The organism is Streptomyces sp. NPDC046379 (genome assembly GCF_055587785.1).
Map to the genome: position 1 here is coordinate 32,247 of NZ_JBVJFP010000011.1, position 16,040 is coordinate 48,286.

The window sequence follows — 16,040 nt, forward strand, 5'->3', positions numbered from 1 at the left end:
GTCGCGCTTGTGGCGCGTGTGTGGTGCCTGTTGTGTCGTGGGGCTGGTGAGGGCCCTGGGGTATGCGGCCTCGTGGCCGTCAGTATGACTGCTCCGGTCGTCCTGACGTGCGGGTAACGTCGTCGCACCTCGGCCGGGCGACGGCCCGCGCCCTCGATGCGCGCCGAACCCGTCCCCCGCCTCGCGGGCCGTGCGAACCGGCCAACCGAGGGGGAATTCCTGGCCACTTGTCCTCATGAGGCGGCCGATTGCCGCCTTGTCACCGCCTGTCGAGCCCGCCTACTTTTGGCCTCCGGACGCATGTCGAGGGGGCTCTTCTCATGGCCGCACGCGGCCGGCACCGCCGGTATCAGCCGAACAGGATCAACCGCGCCTCGCTCACCGTCACCGCGGGCGGCGCGGGCATGGCCCTGCCGTTCGTCGGCGCCGGCGCCGCGCAGGCCGCCGACGTGGAGACGTGGGACAAGGTCGCCGCGTGCGAGTCGACCAACGACTGGAACATCAACACCGGCAACGGCTTCTACGGCGGCCTCCAGTTCACCCAGTCCACCTGGGAGGCCTACGGCGGCACCGTGTACGCGGTGCGCGCCGACCTGGCCACCAAGGACCAGCAGATCGCCGTCGCGGAGAAGGTCCTCGACGGACAGGGGCCCGGCGCCTGGCCGGTGTGCTCCGAGCGCGCGGGGCTCACCCGCGGAGGCGAGAGCCCCGACGCCGGCCCCGACGCGCGCCCCGGTGGCGGCGCCCGCACGGGCACCGCGGCGAGACCCGCCTCGGCGGGCACCTCCGTCGCCGACGTGCAGCCGCAGACCACGCCGCAGTCCCGGGCCGGCAAGGCGGAGATGTACACCGTCGTCCGCGGCGACACCCTCTCCGGGATCGCCGCCGAGGAGCGCGTGCGGGGCGGCTGGCAGGGGCTGTACGCCGCCAACCGTGAGACCGTCGGAGCCGACCCCGACCTGATCATCCCCGGCCAGCGCCTGAACCTGCGCGGCCAGGCCGCCCGACCCGCCCCCGTCCCCCGGCCCGAGGCCCGGCCGAAGACCGAGGCGGGGCCCGGGGGCGAGGCGAAGCCGAAGACGCAGACCAAGCCCAAGGCGAAGCCGAAGACCGAGGCCCAGCCGCGCACCGAGGCGAAGGCCAAGCCCAAACCCGCGCCGAAGCCCGCCGAGCGCACCGAGAGCAGGGAGCGCGCCGACCGCGAGGAGCGCCCGAACGGCGGCGCCTCGCGCGTCGCCCCCGTCAGCGGGAGCCTCGGCACCGCCTATCGCGTCTCCGGCACGCACTGGTCGAAGGGCTACCACACCGGCGTCGACTTCCCCGTGCCGACCGGCACCTCCGTGAAGTCCGTGGCGCAGGGCCGGGTCGTCAGCGCCGGCTGGGCCGGTTCCTTCGGGTACGAGGTGATCGTCCGGCACGACGACGGCCGCTACAGCCAGTACGCGCACCTCTCGGCGATCTCCGTGAAGTCCGGCCAGCCCGTGAGCGCCGGCCAGCGCATCGGCCGCTCCGGCTCCACGGGCAACAGCACGGGCCCGCATCTGCACTTCGAGGTGCGGACCGGGCCCGGCTGGGGCAGCGACGTCGACCCGTTGGCGTACCTCCGGGCCGGGGGCGTCAGGATTTGACGCGTACGCGGTGCGGGTCGATTGCGGGGAAGACCACCGACACGTACGACGCGCACACGCCGGCGAAGTAGGGCGAAAGCGGCGGATGGGCGCCGGCTCCCACCGGGGTCGGCTCGTCGTCCGCCGGACGCTGCGGGGAGCCGGCCGGAGCCGCGGCGGGCGCCGAGGCGTCCTCCCGGCGGGGCGCCGGCGCGGCGGCGGCCCGTCCGGCGCCGACGGCCTCGGTCCCGGACGGCGCGCCCGCCCGGGACGCCCTGGCCGGCACGCTTTCCGGAGAGGGGGACGGGCCGCAGAGCACGTCGCCCAGGAACTCCCCGGACAAGGACTCCCCGGACGCCTGGTCCTCCGCCCCGGGCGTCCCGCCGCCCTCCGTCCCGGCCGTCCCGCTCTCCGAGCCCGCCGCCTCGGTGCGTGCGATGCGTTCCGTCGTCAGCAGGATCAGACCGCCCGCCGCCACCACGCCGCACCCCAGCGCGAGCACGGTGCCCGCGGTGCCGTACCGGAAGGTCTCGCCGAACATCGTCAGGCCCACCGCGGCCGCCACCACCGGGTTGACGACGGTCAGCGTGGCCAGCGGCGCCGCGAGCCCCGCGCCCCGGTAGGCGGCCTGCGACAGCAGCAGCCCGGCCGTGGCCAGCACGCCGATCGCGGCCAGGGAGGGCACGGCGGCGGCCGACGGCCCGCCGGTCCAGTCGACCGCGACGGTCTTGGTGAACACCGAGGACATGCCGAACGCGATGCCGGAGGCGGTGGCCAGGAACATGGCCCGCACCGCGGGGTGCCGGTGCGCCGCGCGGCCGGCGATCATCAGGGCCAGGACCGCGCCGCCGGTCGCCATGAACACGGCCGCCTGCTGGGTGCCGTTCAGCGACCCCGATCCGGAGGAGCCGACCAGGGACAGCAGACCCGCGAGCCCGACCGTCGCCATGATCGCGCCGCGCCACGCCGTCGCGCCGGCCCTGCGACGGACGAAGAGCGCCGCCATGGGCAGCGCGAACACGATGGTGAGGGCCCCCAACGGCTGGACGACGCTCAAGGGGCCGTAGGCGAGCGCCGCGACGTGCAGCAGGCCGCCGAGACCGTTCAGCGCCACCGCCGCCCACCAGACGGGCCGCCGCACGGGGACGTACTCCTCGCCCGGCGACGACGCCGCCACGCGCTCCTGTACGATCGCCCCTCCCGCGTACGCGACGGCGGAGACGAGCGACAGCAGCACGGACAACGCGAGGGCGCTCATGCGCTGCTCCTCTGCGGGAGGCGGGGGCTCCTGGCCCGTCGCGGCGACAGTTCGGCTCTCATAACCAACACGATGCCTCGTCGTTCTGTTCCCGGCGTCGTCCTGGAGCACTCAATGAGTCGTACTGCCGATGGAGTACGGCGGGGCCTCCGTCATCCCCAGGGTGGGCACCCCGGCTCCCCGCCCCCCTGGGGACATCCCCGACGAGCCCTGCTACTACTGCTGTTCGTGGACCTCGACCCCGGCCTCGCCGCCCTCCGGCCGCTCGGCCCGTTCTTCGTCCTGCGCACCTTCGTGGAGGACGCCGACGGCTCGCGGGCCGCGCTCCCGACCCTCGCCGACGCCTACGCGCTCCGGAGGCCCGGCGCGCACCCCGATCCGCTGGCGGCGCGGGTCCGAAAAGTGGCGGGGGCGATCCGGGCCCCGGAGGCGCGGGTCGCCGCTTCCGTCGCGCAGCAGGGGCTCGCCGCCCGGCTCTGGTCGGCGGCCCTCGGCAGCGCCGCCCTGTACGGCAGCGTCCCCGACCTCGCCCCCCGGCTGCTGCACTGGGACCCCGACGCGAGCGCCCCCGACGACCTGTGGCTGTCCGCTCCGCGGCCGTCGCCGGGGGACGCCGGGACGCTCGCCGCGGTCGTCGTGGACGGTCATCTGCGCCCGCTGGCCCTCGCCCTGCGCGCCCGCCACCGGCTCGCCGAGGGGCTGCTGTGGGGCAACGCCGCCTCCGCGCTGGCCGGGGCCGCCCGCGAACTGGAACGCTGGGCGCGGGCGCACGCCCGCGCGGACGTCGCCGCCCGCACCCGCTCCCTGACCGCGGAACTGTTCGCGCACCCCCCGCTCGCCGCGACCGGCGCCTTCACCCGGACCGGGGGAACCGGCACGGGCGGCGGCTTCCGGCGGCGCAGCTGCTGCCTGTACTACCGCGTCCCGGGCGGCGGCGTCTGCGGCGACTGCTGCTTCCCGAGGCCGCCGCGGTCTTCCGCACGCGGCACATCTGGGTGACCATGAACGGGACAACCGTCGAGATGGGGGGTTCCCGGTGCGCGTGGGACTGCTGACCCGGGAGTACCCGCCGGACGTCTACGGCGGCGCGGGCGTCCATGTCGAGTTCCTCGCCCGGGAACTGCGGCCGCTGGTCGACCTCGAGGTGCACTGCTGGGGCGAGGGCTCCACCGCCGACCGCGCCTCCGGCGTCGTGCGGCACCGGCCCTGGAGCGCGCTCGACGGGGCCAACGACGCCCTGCGCACCTTCTCCGTGGACCTCTCCGTCGCCGCCGCGCTGGAGGGCCGCGACCTCGTCCACTCCCACACCTGGTACGCCAACCTCGCCGGGCACTTCGCCAAGCTCCTGCACGGCGTGCCGCACGTCATGACCGCGCACTCCCTGGAGCCGCTGCGCCCCTGGAAGGCCGAGCAGCTCGGCGGCGGGTACGCCCTGTCCGGCTGGGCCGAGCGCACCGCGATCGAGGCCGCCGACGCGGTGATCGCCGTCTCCGGCGCCATGCGCGAGGACATCCTCGGCTGCTACCCGGCGCTCGATCCGGCCCGGGTGCACGTCGTGCACAACGGCATCGACACCGAGCTGTACCGCCCGGATCCGGCCACCGACGTCCTCGACCGCCTCGGCCTGGACCCCGCCCGCCCCTTCGTGCTGTTCGTCGGCCGCATCACCCGGCAGAAGGGCGTGCCCCATCTGCTGCGCGCGGTGCGGGACATCGATCCTTCGGCACAGGTCGTGCTGTGCGCCGGCGCGCCCGACACCCCGGAGATCGACCGGGAGTTCCGCGAGCTGTACGAGGAACTGGACCGGGTGCGCGACGGCGTGCACTGGATCCCGCGGATGCTGCCCCGCCCCGAGGTGATCCGACTCCTCACGCACGCCGCCGTGTTCGTCTGCCCCTCGGTCTACGAGCCGCTCGGCATCGTCAACCTGGAGGCGATGGCCTGCGGCACGCCCGTCGTCGCCTCCCGGGTCGGCGGCATCCCGGAGGTCGTGGAGGACGGCGTGACGGGACTGCTGGTGCCGGTGGACGAGGAGCACGCCGTGTTCGAGACGGGCCTGGCGCGGGCGCTGGACCGGGTGCTCGGCGACCCGGAGGCCGCCCGGCGGATGGGCGAGGCCGGACGGGAGCGCGCCGTGGGGGAGTTCGGGTGGGACGCGATCGCCCGGCGCACGGCGCGGCTCTACGCGGAGATCCTCGAACAGGCTTAGCCCTGACGACCCTGGGGCAGAAGTTGGGTCAACCAGGGTGAGGGGAGCGGCCATGCGTCGTGGTGGGCCTTCGGTGCTCGGCATCGTACTCGCGGGCGGGGAGGGCAAACGCCTGATGCCCCTGACCGCGGACCGCGCCAAACCGGCGGTCACCTTCGGCGGCACCTACCGCCTCGTGGACTTCGTGCTCTCCAACCTCGTCAACGGCGACATCCTGCGCATCTGCGTGCTCACGCAGTACAAGTCGCACTCGCTGGACCGGCACATCACCACCACCTGGCGGATGTCGAGCCTGCTCGGCAACTACGTCACGCCCGTCCCGGCGCAGCAGCGGCTCGGCCCGCGCTGGTACCTGGGCAGCGCGGACGCGATCCTCCAGTCCCTGAACCTGGTCCACGACGAACGGCCCGAGTACGTCGCGGTGTTCGGCGCCGACCACGTCTACCGCATGGACCCGCGGCAGATGGTCGAGCAGCACATCGAGTCCGGGGCCGGCGTGACGGTCGCCGGGATACGGGTGCCGCGGACCGAGTCGTCCGCGTTCGGCGTGATCACGCCGGGCTCGGACGGGCGGACGGTGGAACGGTTCCTGGAGAAGCCCGCCGACCCGCCGGGCCTGGCCGACGACCCGGACTGCGTCTACGCCTCCATGGGAAACTACGTCTTCACCACCAAGGCCCTCATCGAGGCGCTCCAGCGCGACGCCGAGGACCCCAAGTCCGTGCACGACATGGGCGGTTCGATCCTGCCCCAGCTCACCGAGCGGGGCGAGGCCGCGCTGTACGACTTCGGCGGCAACCACGTCCCCGGCGAGACCAGCCGCGACCAGGGCTACTGGCGGGACGTCGGCACGCTCGACGCCTACTACGACGCCCACATGGACCTGATCGCCGAGCGGCCCGCCTTCAACCTCTACAACCGGCAGTGGCCGATCTACACGCACTCCTACCAGCTCTCCCCGGCCCGCTTCAACGCCGGCGGGATGGCGAGCGAGTCCATCATCAGCGCCGGCTGCCTGATCCGCGGGCAGGTCACCCGGTCGGTGCTGTCGCCGGGCGTGGTCGTCGACCCGGGGGCGGTGGTGCAGGGATCGGTGCTGCACGACAACGTGCACATCGGGCGGGGCGCGGTGGTGCGGGGCGCGGTCCTCGACAAGAACGTCGAGGTGCCGCCGGGCGCGACGATCGGCGTGAACCCGGAGCGGGACGGCGAGCTGTACACGGTGTCCAAGGGCGGCGTGATCGCGCTCGGCAAGGGCCGGCGGGTGTCGTAGCGGGCGGGGGGCACGGGGCCGCGTTTAATCTGTTGTTAACTGTGCGTAGCCTGATCGTACTTGACCGTAATCGGCCGGGACGGTTGACTGCAGCCCCTCCACCGTCGACGCGAGGCCCCCGTGACCCCTGACCTGCTCGCCCCCCTGGACCTGGCGTTCTGGAACATCGAGTCCGAGCGGAGCCCGATGCACCTGGGCGCCCTCGGCGTGTTCTCGGCCGCCTCGCCCTCCGCCGGGGCCCACGCCGCCGACCTGCTGGCCGCCCGCGCCGCCGCCGTGCCGGGACTGCGGATGCGCATCCGGGACGTCTGGCAGCCGCTCGCCGCCCCGTACGCCTTCGGCGGCGCCGCCCGCGAGCCCGACCCCGGCTTCGACCCGCTCGATCACGTCCGGCTGCACGAGCCCGCCGCCGACTTCCACGACGCCGCGGGCCGGCTCATGGAGCGCCCGCTGGTGCGGGGCCGGCCGCCCTGGGAGGCGCACGTCGTGCCGGACCTGGACGGCGTCCGCTTCGCGGTGCTGTTCAAGTTCCACCACGCCCTGGCCGACGGACTGCGCGCGCTGACCCTCGCCGCCGCGGTCCTGGATCCGACCGACCTGCCGCCGCACCGCCCCCGCCCCGAACCGCCCGCGCGTCCCGCGCTGCCCGTGCCCCACGTGCGCGGGCTCCCCGCGCTGCTGCGCGGCGCCCTCGCCGACGCCGCCCGCGCCCTGGACATCGGCGCCCGCGTCGCCGGGGCCACGCTGGGCATGCGTACCTCGCCCGCCCTGGTCTGCGAGCCGTCGGGCACCCGCCGAACCGCCGGAGCGGTCCTCGACCTCGACGACGTGCACCGCGTCCGCAAGGCGGCCGGCGGCACGGTCAACGACGTACTGATCGCCGTCGTCGCCGGGGCGCTGCGCCGCTGGCTGGACGAGCGCGGCGACGGCAGCGACGGCGTGGCGCCCCGCGCGCTGATCCCCGTCTCCCGGCGCCGCCCGCGCACCGCCCACCCGCAGGGCAACCGGCTCTCCGGGTACCTGCTGCGGCTCCCGGTCGACGACCCCGACCCGCGCCGCCGCCTCGACGCGGTGCGCACCGCGATGGACCGCAACAAGGACGCCGGACCCGACCGCGGCCCCGGCGCCGTCGCGCTGCTCGCCGACCACGTCCCCGCCCTCGGCCACCGGCTCGGCGGCCCGCTGGTCGGCCAGGCCGCCCGGCTCTGGTTCGACGTCCTGGTCACCAGCGTGCCGCTGCCCGGCCTCGGTCTGAGACTCGGCGGGAACCCGCTCACCGAGGTCTTCCCGCTCGCCCCGCTGGCCGGCGGGCAGTCACTGGCGATCGCCGTCTCGACGTACCGCGGACGCGTCCACTACGGCCTCGTCGCCGACGGACGGGCCGTGCCGGACCTGGACGGGCTGGCCCGCGCCCTGACCGAGGAGGCGCGGACGCTGTCGGCGGCCTGCGCCCCGTGATCATGACGGGTTTGGCGGTGCGGCCCGCGCTCCGTAAAATCTGCCGTTCGAATGCGGCGGCCACCGGAGCGCCGCACGGCGGAACCAGGGAACGGCAGCGCGATGACGGTGACAGAGGACGGCTCGGCGGCCACGGACGAGGTCGTGTACGGGCCCGGCATCGACCCGGAGCGGCTGGCCGTCTGCCTGAGCGTGCTCGAGGAACTCGACAAGCTGGACGTGGACCACCCCGACGCGATCGCCGTGCGCCGGGCCACCGCGGGCGTCTACCGCACGGTCAAGCAGCGCCGCCGCCAGGAGCGCCGGGCCGCCAAGACCGCGCACGACAGGGCGGTCACCGAGGCCACCGCGACCGGCTCCGCGCAGCGCATCGACGACGAGACCGAGGGCATCCTGCCGTCCTCGCGGGTCGAGGAGGGGCAGATCGCGGGGATACTCCAGCGTCCGCGCTCCTGCTACATCTGCAAGACGCGGTACGTCGAGGTCGACTACTTCTACCACCAGCTCTGCCAGAAGTGCGCCGCCGAGAACCGCGCCCGCCGCGACGCGCGCACCGACCTCACCGGCAAGCGCGCGCTGCTCACCGGCGGCCGGGCCAAGATCGGCATGTACATCGCACTGCGGCTGCTGCGCGACGGCGCGCACACCACGATCACCACGCGCTTCCCGAACGACGCGATCCGCCGCTTCAAGGCCCAGCCCGACAGCGACCAGTGGATCCACCGGCTGAAGATCGTCGGCATCGACCTGCGCGACCCGGCCCAGGTCGTCGCGCTGGCCGAGTCGGTGGCCGCCGAGGGCCCGCTGGACATCCTGATCAACAACGCGGCCCAGACCGTACGGCGCTCCCCGGGCGCCTACAGCGAGCTGGTCGCCGCCGAGTCCGGTCCGCTGCCCGCGGGCGAACTGCCCGCCGCCGAGGTGATCGGCACCTTCGGCTCCGGCGCGGTCGCCGCCCTGCCCGTCGCGGGCGGCGGCGCGCTCACCGCGCAGGAGGTGACGGACCTCGCCCTGGTCTCCGGATCCGCCTCCCTGGAGCGCATCGCGGCCGGGACCGCGATCGACGCCGGCGGCCTCGTCCCCGACCTGCACGACACCAACAGCTGGGTCCAGACCGTCGACGAGGTCACCCCGATCGAGCTGCTGGAGGTGCAGCTCTGCAACTCGACGGCGCCGTTCATCCTGATCAGCCGGCTGCGTCCGGCGATGGCGGCCTCCGCCTCGCGCCGCACCTACATCGTGAACGTCTCCGCCATGGAGGGCGTCTTCGCCCGCGGCTACAAGGGAGCCGGCCACCCGCACACCAACATGGCCAAGGCCGCCCTGAACATGCTCACCCGCACCAGCGCGCAGGAGATGTTCGAGAAGGACGGCATCCTCATGACGGCCGTCGACACCGGCTGGATCACCGACGAGCGCCCGCACCCGGACAAGGTCCGGCTCGCCGAGGCCGGCTTCCACGCCCCGCTCGACCTGGTCGACGGCGCGGCGCGGGTGTACGACCCGATCGTGCGCGGCGAGGCGGGCGAGGACCTGTACGGCGTCTTCCTGAAGGACTACGCGCCCGGCAAGTGGTGATGCCGGACGGCGTCCGGGACGGGCAGCGGGGCGCGGCGCGCCGCCACCAGCTCCAGGACCGTGCGCCAGTCCTCCGGCACGCCCGCGTCGAAGCCGGCGACGCGGCCCGCGGCGTCGGCCTGACGCAGCGTCACGGCGTCCTCGGCGAGCGGGGCTGTTCGACCCCGGCGGCTTCCGCCGGGGTCGTCGGGCCGCCCTGCCGCACCAGGGCGAGCGCGCCGCGCGGGGACGGGCCGCGGTCGGGTGGGACGAGGGCGAGGTAGCGGGCGGCGGACACGTTCAGCCGTACCAGGCGGGAGACCCGCTCGCCCAGCAGCGGGCGGAGCGCGTCCGCGCCGTGGCCGGGGCGCGCGGGGCCGTGGCCGGGGCGCAGCAGCCGGCCCACGTCGTGCACCAGGCCCGCGATCTGAGTGCCTTGTCGGCGGGGCGACTTCGGCGCAGCAGCGCGGCCGTCTGCAGCGCGTGCTCGTGCGGGTCGACCGGGTCGCCGGTGCACTCCGGGATGTCCCGGGCGCCCCCGGCGGGCGTTCAGCAGCTCCATCAGCTCTTCGACACTGCGCAGTTCCATGCGTCAGTCCTCCCGCCGGACAAGCCGTTGCGTCCGCCGGCGGATCATGGCCGCCTTGCGAACCGGCCAACGGGACCCGAACTGCGCGGCCCACGACGCCGCAAGAGGGCACCGATGTTCGGGAGATGAGCCGAATGGGTGAGTCACCCCGAGTCGCTTTGAGTCCTTTGTGTAACAAATACCGTCACATGTCCGCATGTTGTGCGGGTGGTGACTCGTTACGGTTACGCATTGTTTTCCGTCCCCATCGAGCGGGGGGCCGCTCATTTGGTTAACCTGGTGTGGACGGACAGCGACAACGGGTCCCCACCCACACCCATCGTCCGTCCCGGGACCGGCCGGTGCACAACGGCCTGCTCTCCGGTGAGTTACCGACGCCACCGCGTCCGACCAGGCAACACCCACGACCCCCGCGGGCGTCGGCAGCGGACCGCAGACCGGCCGGCGCGGCCCCGGCGGGGTGACCGACACATAAGGAGTGCGCGGTGACACCGGAGAAGACGAATCGCGAACAGCGCCCCAGGGAACGCACCGAGCGGGCGGGCCGCCGGCCCGGCGAGCTCGGCAGCCTCGACGTGTGGGCCAGGTCCGCCCCGATCCGCCTGGCGGGCTACGAGGACGACCTCGCCGAGCCGCACATCCTGCCCAGCGTCGACTGACGCCTCGCGATCCCCGGCATGGGCGTGTCCCACTCACGCCCATGCCCGGTCCCTACTCCGCCACCGGCGCCGTCCGCCGCCACGGGCGCAGGCTCTCCAGCCGCTCGGCCACCTCCAGCAGCCGCGCCTCCGTCCCCGGCGGCCCCACCAGCTGGACCGCGCACGGCGCGCCCGACGGCAGCGCGCCCATGGGGACGGCCATGGCGGGCCAGCCCGTCAGGTTCCACGGCGGCGTCATCGGCGCGTAGGCGGTGTTGACGGCCGCATTGCGCAGCCAGCCCCGCTCGTGCCACGGCTCGGCCCGCGGCGCGCGCCGGGCCAGCGCCGGCGTGAGCAGCACGTCGTACTCCGCGAAGAACGGTTCCAGCCGACGCCGCAGCGCCTCCCGGCTCCCGCCGCCGCGAGCCACCCCCGTGAACAGCCGGCCCACGGCGGCGTGGACGCGGGTGCGCCGGGCCAGCAGCCGCCGGTCGAGCCCCGCCGCGTCGACGTGCGTGCCCGCCGTCCAGTGGGCGAGCGCGACCGCCCCCAGCGACACCGGGTACGGCGGATCCGCGCGCCGCACCTGGTGACCGGCCTTCATCAGCACCCCGGCCGCCTCCCGCGCGGCCTCCGTGTACGGCCCGGCCACGGGCACCCCGGCGATCGGGCTGCGCAGCGAGACGGCGACCCGCAGCGTGCCGGGCCTCTCCCGCCGTACGGGCCACGCGTCGGCCAGGACGGACAGCATCAGCCGCGCGTCCGCCACGGTCGTCGCCAGCGGGCCGTTCTCCGACATGCCGAACCAGTCGCCCTCGCCGATGCCCGCCGGCACCACCCCGTGACCGGGCTTGATCGTCACCAGCCCGCAGTTGGCCGCCGGGATGCGCAGCGAGCCCATGCCGTCGTTGCCCAGCGCGACCGGCGTCAGCCCCGCGGCGACCGCCGCCGCGCTCCCGCCCGACGAACCGCCCGCCGTACGGCCGAGGTCCCACGGGTTGCGGGCGGTGCCGTGCACGCCCTCCGTCGTGCCGAACACGCACAGCTCCGGGACGTTCGTCAGCCCCACGACCACCGCGCCCGCGGCCCGCAGCCTGGCCACGGTGACGTGGTCCCGGCCGACGGGCGCCGGAGAAGTCGCCGCCGAGCCGATGCGCAGGGACTCCCCGCGCACCGCCACGTTGTCCTTGACGGCCACCGGCACGCCGGCGAGCGGCAGTTCGGCCAGATCGGCGCGGGCGCCCACCTCGTCGGCCTCGGCGAGCGCGGCCTCGGCGCGCACCCGGCGGAACGCCCCGATCCGGCCGTCCAGCCGCTCGATCCGCTCCAGGTGCGCGGCGACCACCTCCCGCGGCGTGACCCGCTTCTCCCGTACGGCGGCGGCGATCTCGACGGCGGTCCGTCCGACCCAGCTGGTCACGGGCGCTCCTCGGCTCATGTGGGCTGACTGGCGATGAGGCTTACTGGTGAGTACGTACTGTGCCCCCGAGCCGGGCCCCGCGTCGAGACGACCGGTCCGGCGGTCCCCCGGACGCCGGACGGTTCGAAGCGTCCGCCGCAGGGGAGCTGTAGACAGCGTCGGACCTCGCCCGCCGGCCTCCGGCCGACACCCCGACCGACCGCCGACCGACGACGAACCGGGAGGACCCCCGTATGCACGACGACCGCACCCTGGTCGAGGCCCGTCTGAAGCGAGTCCTCGACGAACGCGTCCGCCCCGCCGTGCACCCGCGGTCCGTGCCGCTGGAAGTGGCGGTGTGGCACGCGCCCGGCGAGCCGGTGCCGGTCGCCGAGGGCCTTGCCGCCCCGCACGAGCCCATCGGGGCCGGCGCGCGGTGGGGCGTCCCCTGGGGCACCAGCTGGTTCCGGGTCACCGGGACCGTGCCCGAGGAGTGGGCGGGCCGGACCGTGGAGGCGGTCCTCGACCTCGGGTTCGACGAGAACATGCCGGGCTTCCAGTGCGAGGGCCTGGTGTACCGCCCCGACGGCACCCCCGTGAAAGGGCTGAACCCGCGCAACCAGTGGGTCCGCATCGGTGCCCCCGTCGCCGGCGGCGAGCGGGTGCGGCTGCACATCGAGGCGGCGTCCAACCCGGTGATCCTCGGCGACCGCGGCTTCCGGCCGACGCCGCTCGGCGACCGGGAGACCGCCGGGAGCGAGCCGCAGTACACCCTCGGCCGGATGGACCTCGCCGTCTTCGACGAGACGGTGTGGCAGCTGGTGGCCGACCTGGAGGTGCTCGGCGACCTGATGGCCGAGCTGCCGGTGGAGTCGCCGCGCCGCTGGGAGATCCTGCGCGCGGTGGAGCGCGCCCTCGACGCCGTCGACCTCCAGGACGTGGGCGCCACCGCCGCCGACGCCCGTTCGCGGCTCACCGCGGTCCTGTCCGCGCCGGCCGCGCCCTCCGCGCACCGGATCAGCGCGGTCGGCCACGCCCACATCGACTCGGCGTGGCTGTGGCCGCTGCGCGAGACGGTCCGCAAGGTGGCGCGCACGGCCGCGAACATGACCGCCCTCATCGACGACGAGCCCGAGTTCGTCTTCGCCATGTCGCAGGCCCAGCAGTGGGCCTGGGTGAAGGAACACCGGCCCGAGGTGTGGGCGCGGGTCAAGAAGGCCGTGGCGGACGGCCGGTTCGTGCCGGCCGGCGGCATGTGGGTGGAGTCCGACACCAACATGCCCGGCTCGGAGGCGATGGCCCGGCAGTTCGTGCACGGCAAGCGGTTCTTCATCGAGGAGTTCGGCGTCGACAACGAGGAGGCCTGGCTGCCGGACACCTTCGGCTTCGCCGCCGGGCTCCCGCAGATCATCGCCGCGGCCGGTTCCCGCCATCTGCTGACGCAGAAGATCTCCTGGTCGCGGACGAACCGCTTCCCGCACCACACCTTCCTCTGGGAAGGCATCGACGGCACCCGGATCTTCACCCACTTCCCACCCGTCGACACCTACAACTGCACCATGAGCGGCGCCGAACTCGCCCACGCGGTGCGCAACTTCCGCGACAAGGGCGCCGCCCGGCACTCCCTCGCGCCGACCGGCTGGGGCGACGGGGGCGGCGGCACCACCCGCGAGATGGTCGCCCGGGCCACCCGGCTGCGCAGCCTGGAGGGCTCACCCACCGTCGAGTGGGAGACCCCGGCCGCGTTCTTCGCCAAGGCCGAGGCCGAGTACACCGCCCCGCCCGTCTGGGTGGGCGAGCTGTACCTCGAACTCCACCGCGCCACGCTCACCAGCCAGGCAAAGACCAAGCAGGGCAACCGGCGCAGCGAGCACCTCCTGCGCGAGGCGGAGCTGTGGGCGGCCACCGCGGCCGTACGCACCGGATTCCCCTACCCCTATGACGCGTTGGACCGCATCTGGAAGACCGTGCTGCTGCACCAGTTCCACGACATCCTGCCCGGCTCCTCCATCGCCTGGGTGCACCGCGAGGCCCGCCGCACCTACGAGCGGGTCGCGGCGGAACTGGAGGCGATCGTCGACGCCGCCCAGCGGGCACTGGCCGGCGACGGCGCCATGCCGCTCGTCTTCAACGCGGCCCCGCACACCCGCTCCGGCGTCCCGGCCGGCGGCGCCGCACCCCTCGTGGCCCAGGGCCGCACCACCCTCACCGCACGCCCGGCCGGCGGCCACGTCCTGGACAACGGGCTGCTGCGCGTCGGAATCGACCCCGCCGGACTGGTCGTGTCGGTGTACGACATCGCCGCCGGCCGGGAGACCGTCGCCCCCGGCGGGGCCGCCAACCTCCTCCAACTCCACCCCGACTTCCCGAACAAGTGGGACGCCTGGGACGTGGACGAGTTCTACCGCAACACCGTCACCGACCTGACCGACGCCGACGAGGTCGCCGCCGGGGACGACGGCGCGTCGGTGCGCGTCGTCCGGTCCTTCGGGGCCTCCCGCGTCACCCAGGTGCTGTCGCTGCCGCCGGGGGAGCGGAGGCTGGTCGTGGACACGGAGGTGGACTGGCACGAGACGGAGAAGTTCCTCAAGCTGGCCTTCCCGCTCGACGTGCACGCCGAACGGTACGCCGCCGAGACCCAGTTCGGGCACGTCCACCGGCCCACCCACACCAACACCAGCTGGGAGGCCGCCAAGTTCGAGGCCTGCAACCACCGCTTCGTCCATGTGGCCGAACCCGGCTGGGGCGTCGCGGTCGTCAACGACTCGACGTACGGCCACGACGTCACCCGCACCGTCCGCGCAGGCGCCGACCGGGGCACGACCACCACGGTCCGGGTCTCCCTGCTGCGCGCCCCGCGCTTCCCCGACCCCGAGACCGACCAGGGCGTCCACCGCTTCCGGCACGCGCTGGTGCCGGGCGCGGACATCGGGGACGCGGTGCGCGAGGGCTGGCGGATCAACCTGCCGGAGCGGCGGCACACCGGCGCGGCCGAGGTCGCCCCGCTGGTCACGGCCGACGCGGACGCTGTCGTGATCACGGCCGTCAAGCTGGCCGACGACCGCAGCGGCGACGTGGTCGTCCGCTTCCACGAGGCCCACGGCGGCCGGGCCCGGACCACCCTGACGGCCGGCTTCCCCGTCACCGGCGTCGAGGTCACGGACCTGCTGGAACGCCCGCTGCCCGACGCGCCTGCGGTCACCGCCGACGGCGACCGGATCGCCGTGGCGTTGCGGCCGTTCCAGCTGATGACGCTCAGGCTCCGGCGGTAGGGCCCGACGCCCGGGCTCCGGAGCCGGACCCGTCCCGCTCCCGCAGCCACGCCTCCACCTCGCCCACGTGCGCCGCCGCCGCCGCGCGGGCCGCCTCCGGGTCGCGGGCGGCCAGGGCGCGGTGGATGGCGGCGTGTTCCCGCCGGGTGCGGGCGAAGGCGCCCTCCTCGTGGCGGCCCCGGTGGACGCGGGCGCGGAAGGTGCGCGAGGACAGGCCGTCCAGGAGGGCGGCCAGCGTCTCGTTGCCCGAGGCCGCCGCTATCGCGCGGTGGAAGGCGAGGTCGTGGGCGAGGACCTCCTCCGGGTCGTCGGTCGCCTCCATCGCCGCCACATGGCGCCCGACCTGCGCCAGCTGTTCCGCGGTGATCCGGGCGGCGGCCAGCGCGGTCGCCGCCGACTCCAGGACGCGGCGCACCTCCAGCAGTTCGGCGAGCCGTGGGCCGCGGGACAGATCGGCCACGACGCCGAACGTCTCCAGCAGGTCGCCGGCCCTGAGCTGAGTGACGTAGACGCCGGAGCCGTGCCGGGCCTCCAGCACGCCGAGGACGGTGAGCGCGCGGATCGCCTCCCGCATCGAGCTGCGGGACAGGCCGAGCCGTACCGCGAGGTCCCGCTCGGTGGGCAGCCGCTGGCCGGGCTCCAGCAGGCCGTCGGCGATCATCGCCTTGATCCGTTCGATGGCGTGCTGAGTGACCGTGCCCCTGCGGGCGGCGGGCCCCCCGGCCGCGGTCTCGTCCACGTGGCTTCTCCCGTCGGTGCGTCGCCGCAGTGTAGCGGGAG

At 74.7% G+C, this 16,040-nt stretch carries 13 protein-coding genes; 8 read left to right on the top strand and 5 right to left on the bottom strand.

Annotated elements, in window-relative coordinates:
- The first annotated feature begins 320 nt into the window (after window positions 1-320).
- A complete protein-coding gene (locus ACZ6KF_RS19985; RefSeq protein WP_469239457.1) occupies window positions 321-1,628 on the top strand; it encodes a transglycosylase family protein in 1,308 nt (435 codons plus the stop codon).
- Here the strand turns inward: ACZ6KF_RS19985 and ACZ6KF_RS19990 are convergent.
- On the bottom strand, window positions 1,618-2,865 hold the full coding sequence (locus tag ACZ6KF_RS19990) for a DMT family transporter (protein WP_469239459.1): 1,248 nt from the start codon (window positions 2,863-2,865) through the stop codon (window positions 1,618-1,620). The two genes, ACZ6KF_RS19985 and ACZ6KF_RS19990, sit on opposite strands and share 11 nt — an antisense overlap.
- A 228-nt stretch (window positions 2,866-3,093) precedes the next feature.
- Here ACZ6KF_RS19990 and ACZ6KF_RS19995 point away from each other — a divergent pair, with 228 nt between their 5' ends.
- From ACZ6KF_RS19995 to ACZ6KF_RS20015, 5 genes are all read left to right on the top strand, one after another.
- Window positions 3,094-3,864, top strand: coding sequence for a (2Fe-2S)-binding protein (locus ACZ6KF_RS19995; RefSeq protein WP_469239461.1), 771 nt, complete (start codon window positions 3,094-3,096; stop codon window positions 3,862-3,864).
- A 37-nt stretch (window positions 3,865-3,901) separates the two neighbouring features.
- The gene (gene glgA, locus ACZ6KF_RS20000) at window positions 3,902-5,074 is read left to right on the top strand and encodes a glycogen synthase (protein ID WP_469239462.1); all 1,173 of its coding nucleotides are present in this window, start codon (window positions 3,902-3,904) and stop codon (window positions 5,072-5,074) included.
- A 52-nt stretch (window positions 5,075-5,126) separates the two neighbouring features.
- Entirely contained in the window at window positions 5,127-6,347 is a 1,221-nt protein-coding gene (gene glgC, locus ACZ6KF_RS20005; RefSeq protein ID WP_356629118.1) for a glucose-1-phosphate adenylyltransferase, read from the top strand.
- 120 nt (window positions 6,348-6,467) lie between these two features.
- Window positions 6,468-7,805 carry a wax ester/triacylglycerol synthase family O-acyltransferase gene (locus ACZ6KF_RS20010; protein ID WP_469239464.1) on the top strand — a complete coding sequence of 446 codons (1,338 nt, stop codon included), beginning with the start codon at window positions 6,468-6,470 and terminating at the stop codon, window positions 7,803-7,805.
- A 102-nt stretch (window positions 7,806-7,907) separates the two neighbouring features.
- Entirely contained in the window at window positions 7,908-9,383 is a 1,476-nt protein-coding gene (locus ACZ6KF_RS20015; protein ID WP_469157890.1) for an SDR family NAD(P)-dependent oxidoreductase, read from the top strand.
- Here ACZ6KF_RS20015 and ACZ6KF_RS20020 read toward each other — a convergent pair.
- Both ACZ6KF_RS20020 and ACZ6KF_RS20025 read right to left on the bottom strand, forming a co-directional pair.
- Complete coding sequence (locus tag ACZ6KF_RS20020; RefSeq protein WP_356629194.1) at window positions 9,362-9,517, bottom strand: hypothetical protein; 156 nt, start codon at window positions 9,515-9,517, stop codon at window positions 9,362-9,364. The two genes, ACZ6KF_RS20015 and ACZ6KF_RS20020, sit on opposite strands and share 22 nt — an antisense overlap.
- Window positions 9,514-9,777, bottom strand: a complete 264-nt coding sequence (locus ACZ6KF_RS20025) for a hypothetical protein (RefSeq protein ID WP_469239467.1) — start codon at window positions 9,775-9,777, stop codon at window positions 9,514-9,516. The genes ACZ6KF_RS20020 and ACZ6KF_RS20025 overlap by 4 nt, the downstream gene beginning before the upstream one ends.
- A 659-nt stretch (window positions 9,778-10,436) precedes the next feature.
- Between ACZ6KF_RS20025 and ACZ6KF_RS20030 the strand changes: the two genes are divergently transcribed.
- Entirely contained in the window at window positions 10,437-10,610 is a 174-nt protein-coding gene (locus ACZ6KF_RS20030; RefSeq protein ID WP_356629112.1) for a hypothetical protein, read from the top strand.
- Between the two features lie 52 nt (window positions 10,611-10,662).
- Here ACZ6KF_RS20030 and ACZ6KF_RS20035 read toward each other — a convergent pair whose 3' ends face one another.
- Entirely contained in the window at window positions 10,663-12,009 is a 1,347-nt protein-coding gene (locus ACZ6KF_RS20035) for an amidase (protein ID WP_469175088.1), read from the bottom strand.
- A gap of 233 nt (window positions 12,010-12,242) precedes the next feature.
- Here ACZ6KF_RS20035 and ACZ6KF_RS20040 point away from each other — a divergent pair, with 233 nt between their 5' ends.
- On the top strand, window positions 12,243-15,260 hold the full coding sequence (locus tag ACZ6KF_RS20040; protein ID WP_469239468.1) for an alpha-mannosidase: 3,018 nt from the start codon (window positions 12,243-12,245) through the stop codon (window positions 15,258-15,260).
- On the opposite strand, the gene ACZ6KF_RS20045 is transcribed toward ACZ6KF_RS20040, so the two are convergent.
- Window positions 15,244-15,999, bottom strand: a complete 756-nt coding sequence (locus ACZ6KF_RS20045; RefSeq protein WP_469239470.1) for a FadR/GntR family transcriptional regulator — start codon at window positions 15,997-15,999, stop codon at window positions 15,244-15,246. The two genes, ACZ6KF_RS20040 and ACZ6KF_RS20045, sit on opposite strands and share 17 nt — an antisense overlap.
- Window positions 16,000-16,040 lie beyond the last annotated feature (41 nt).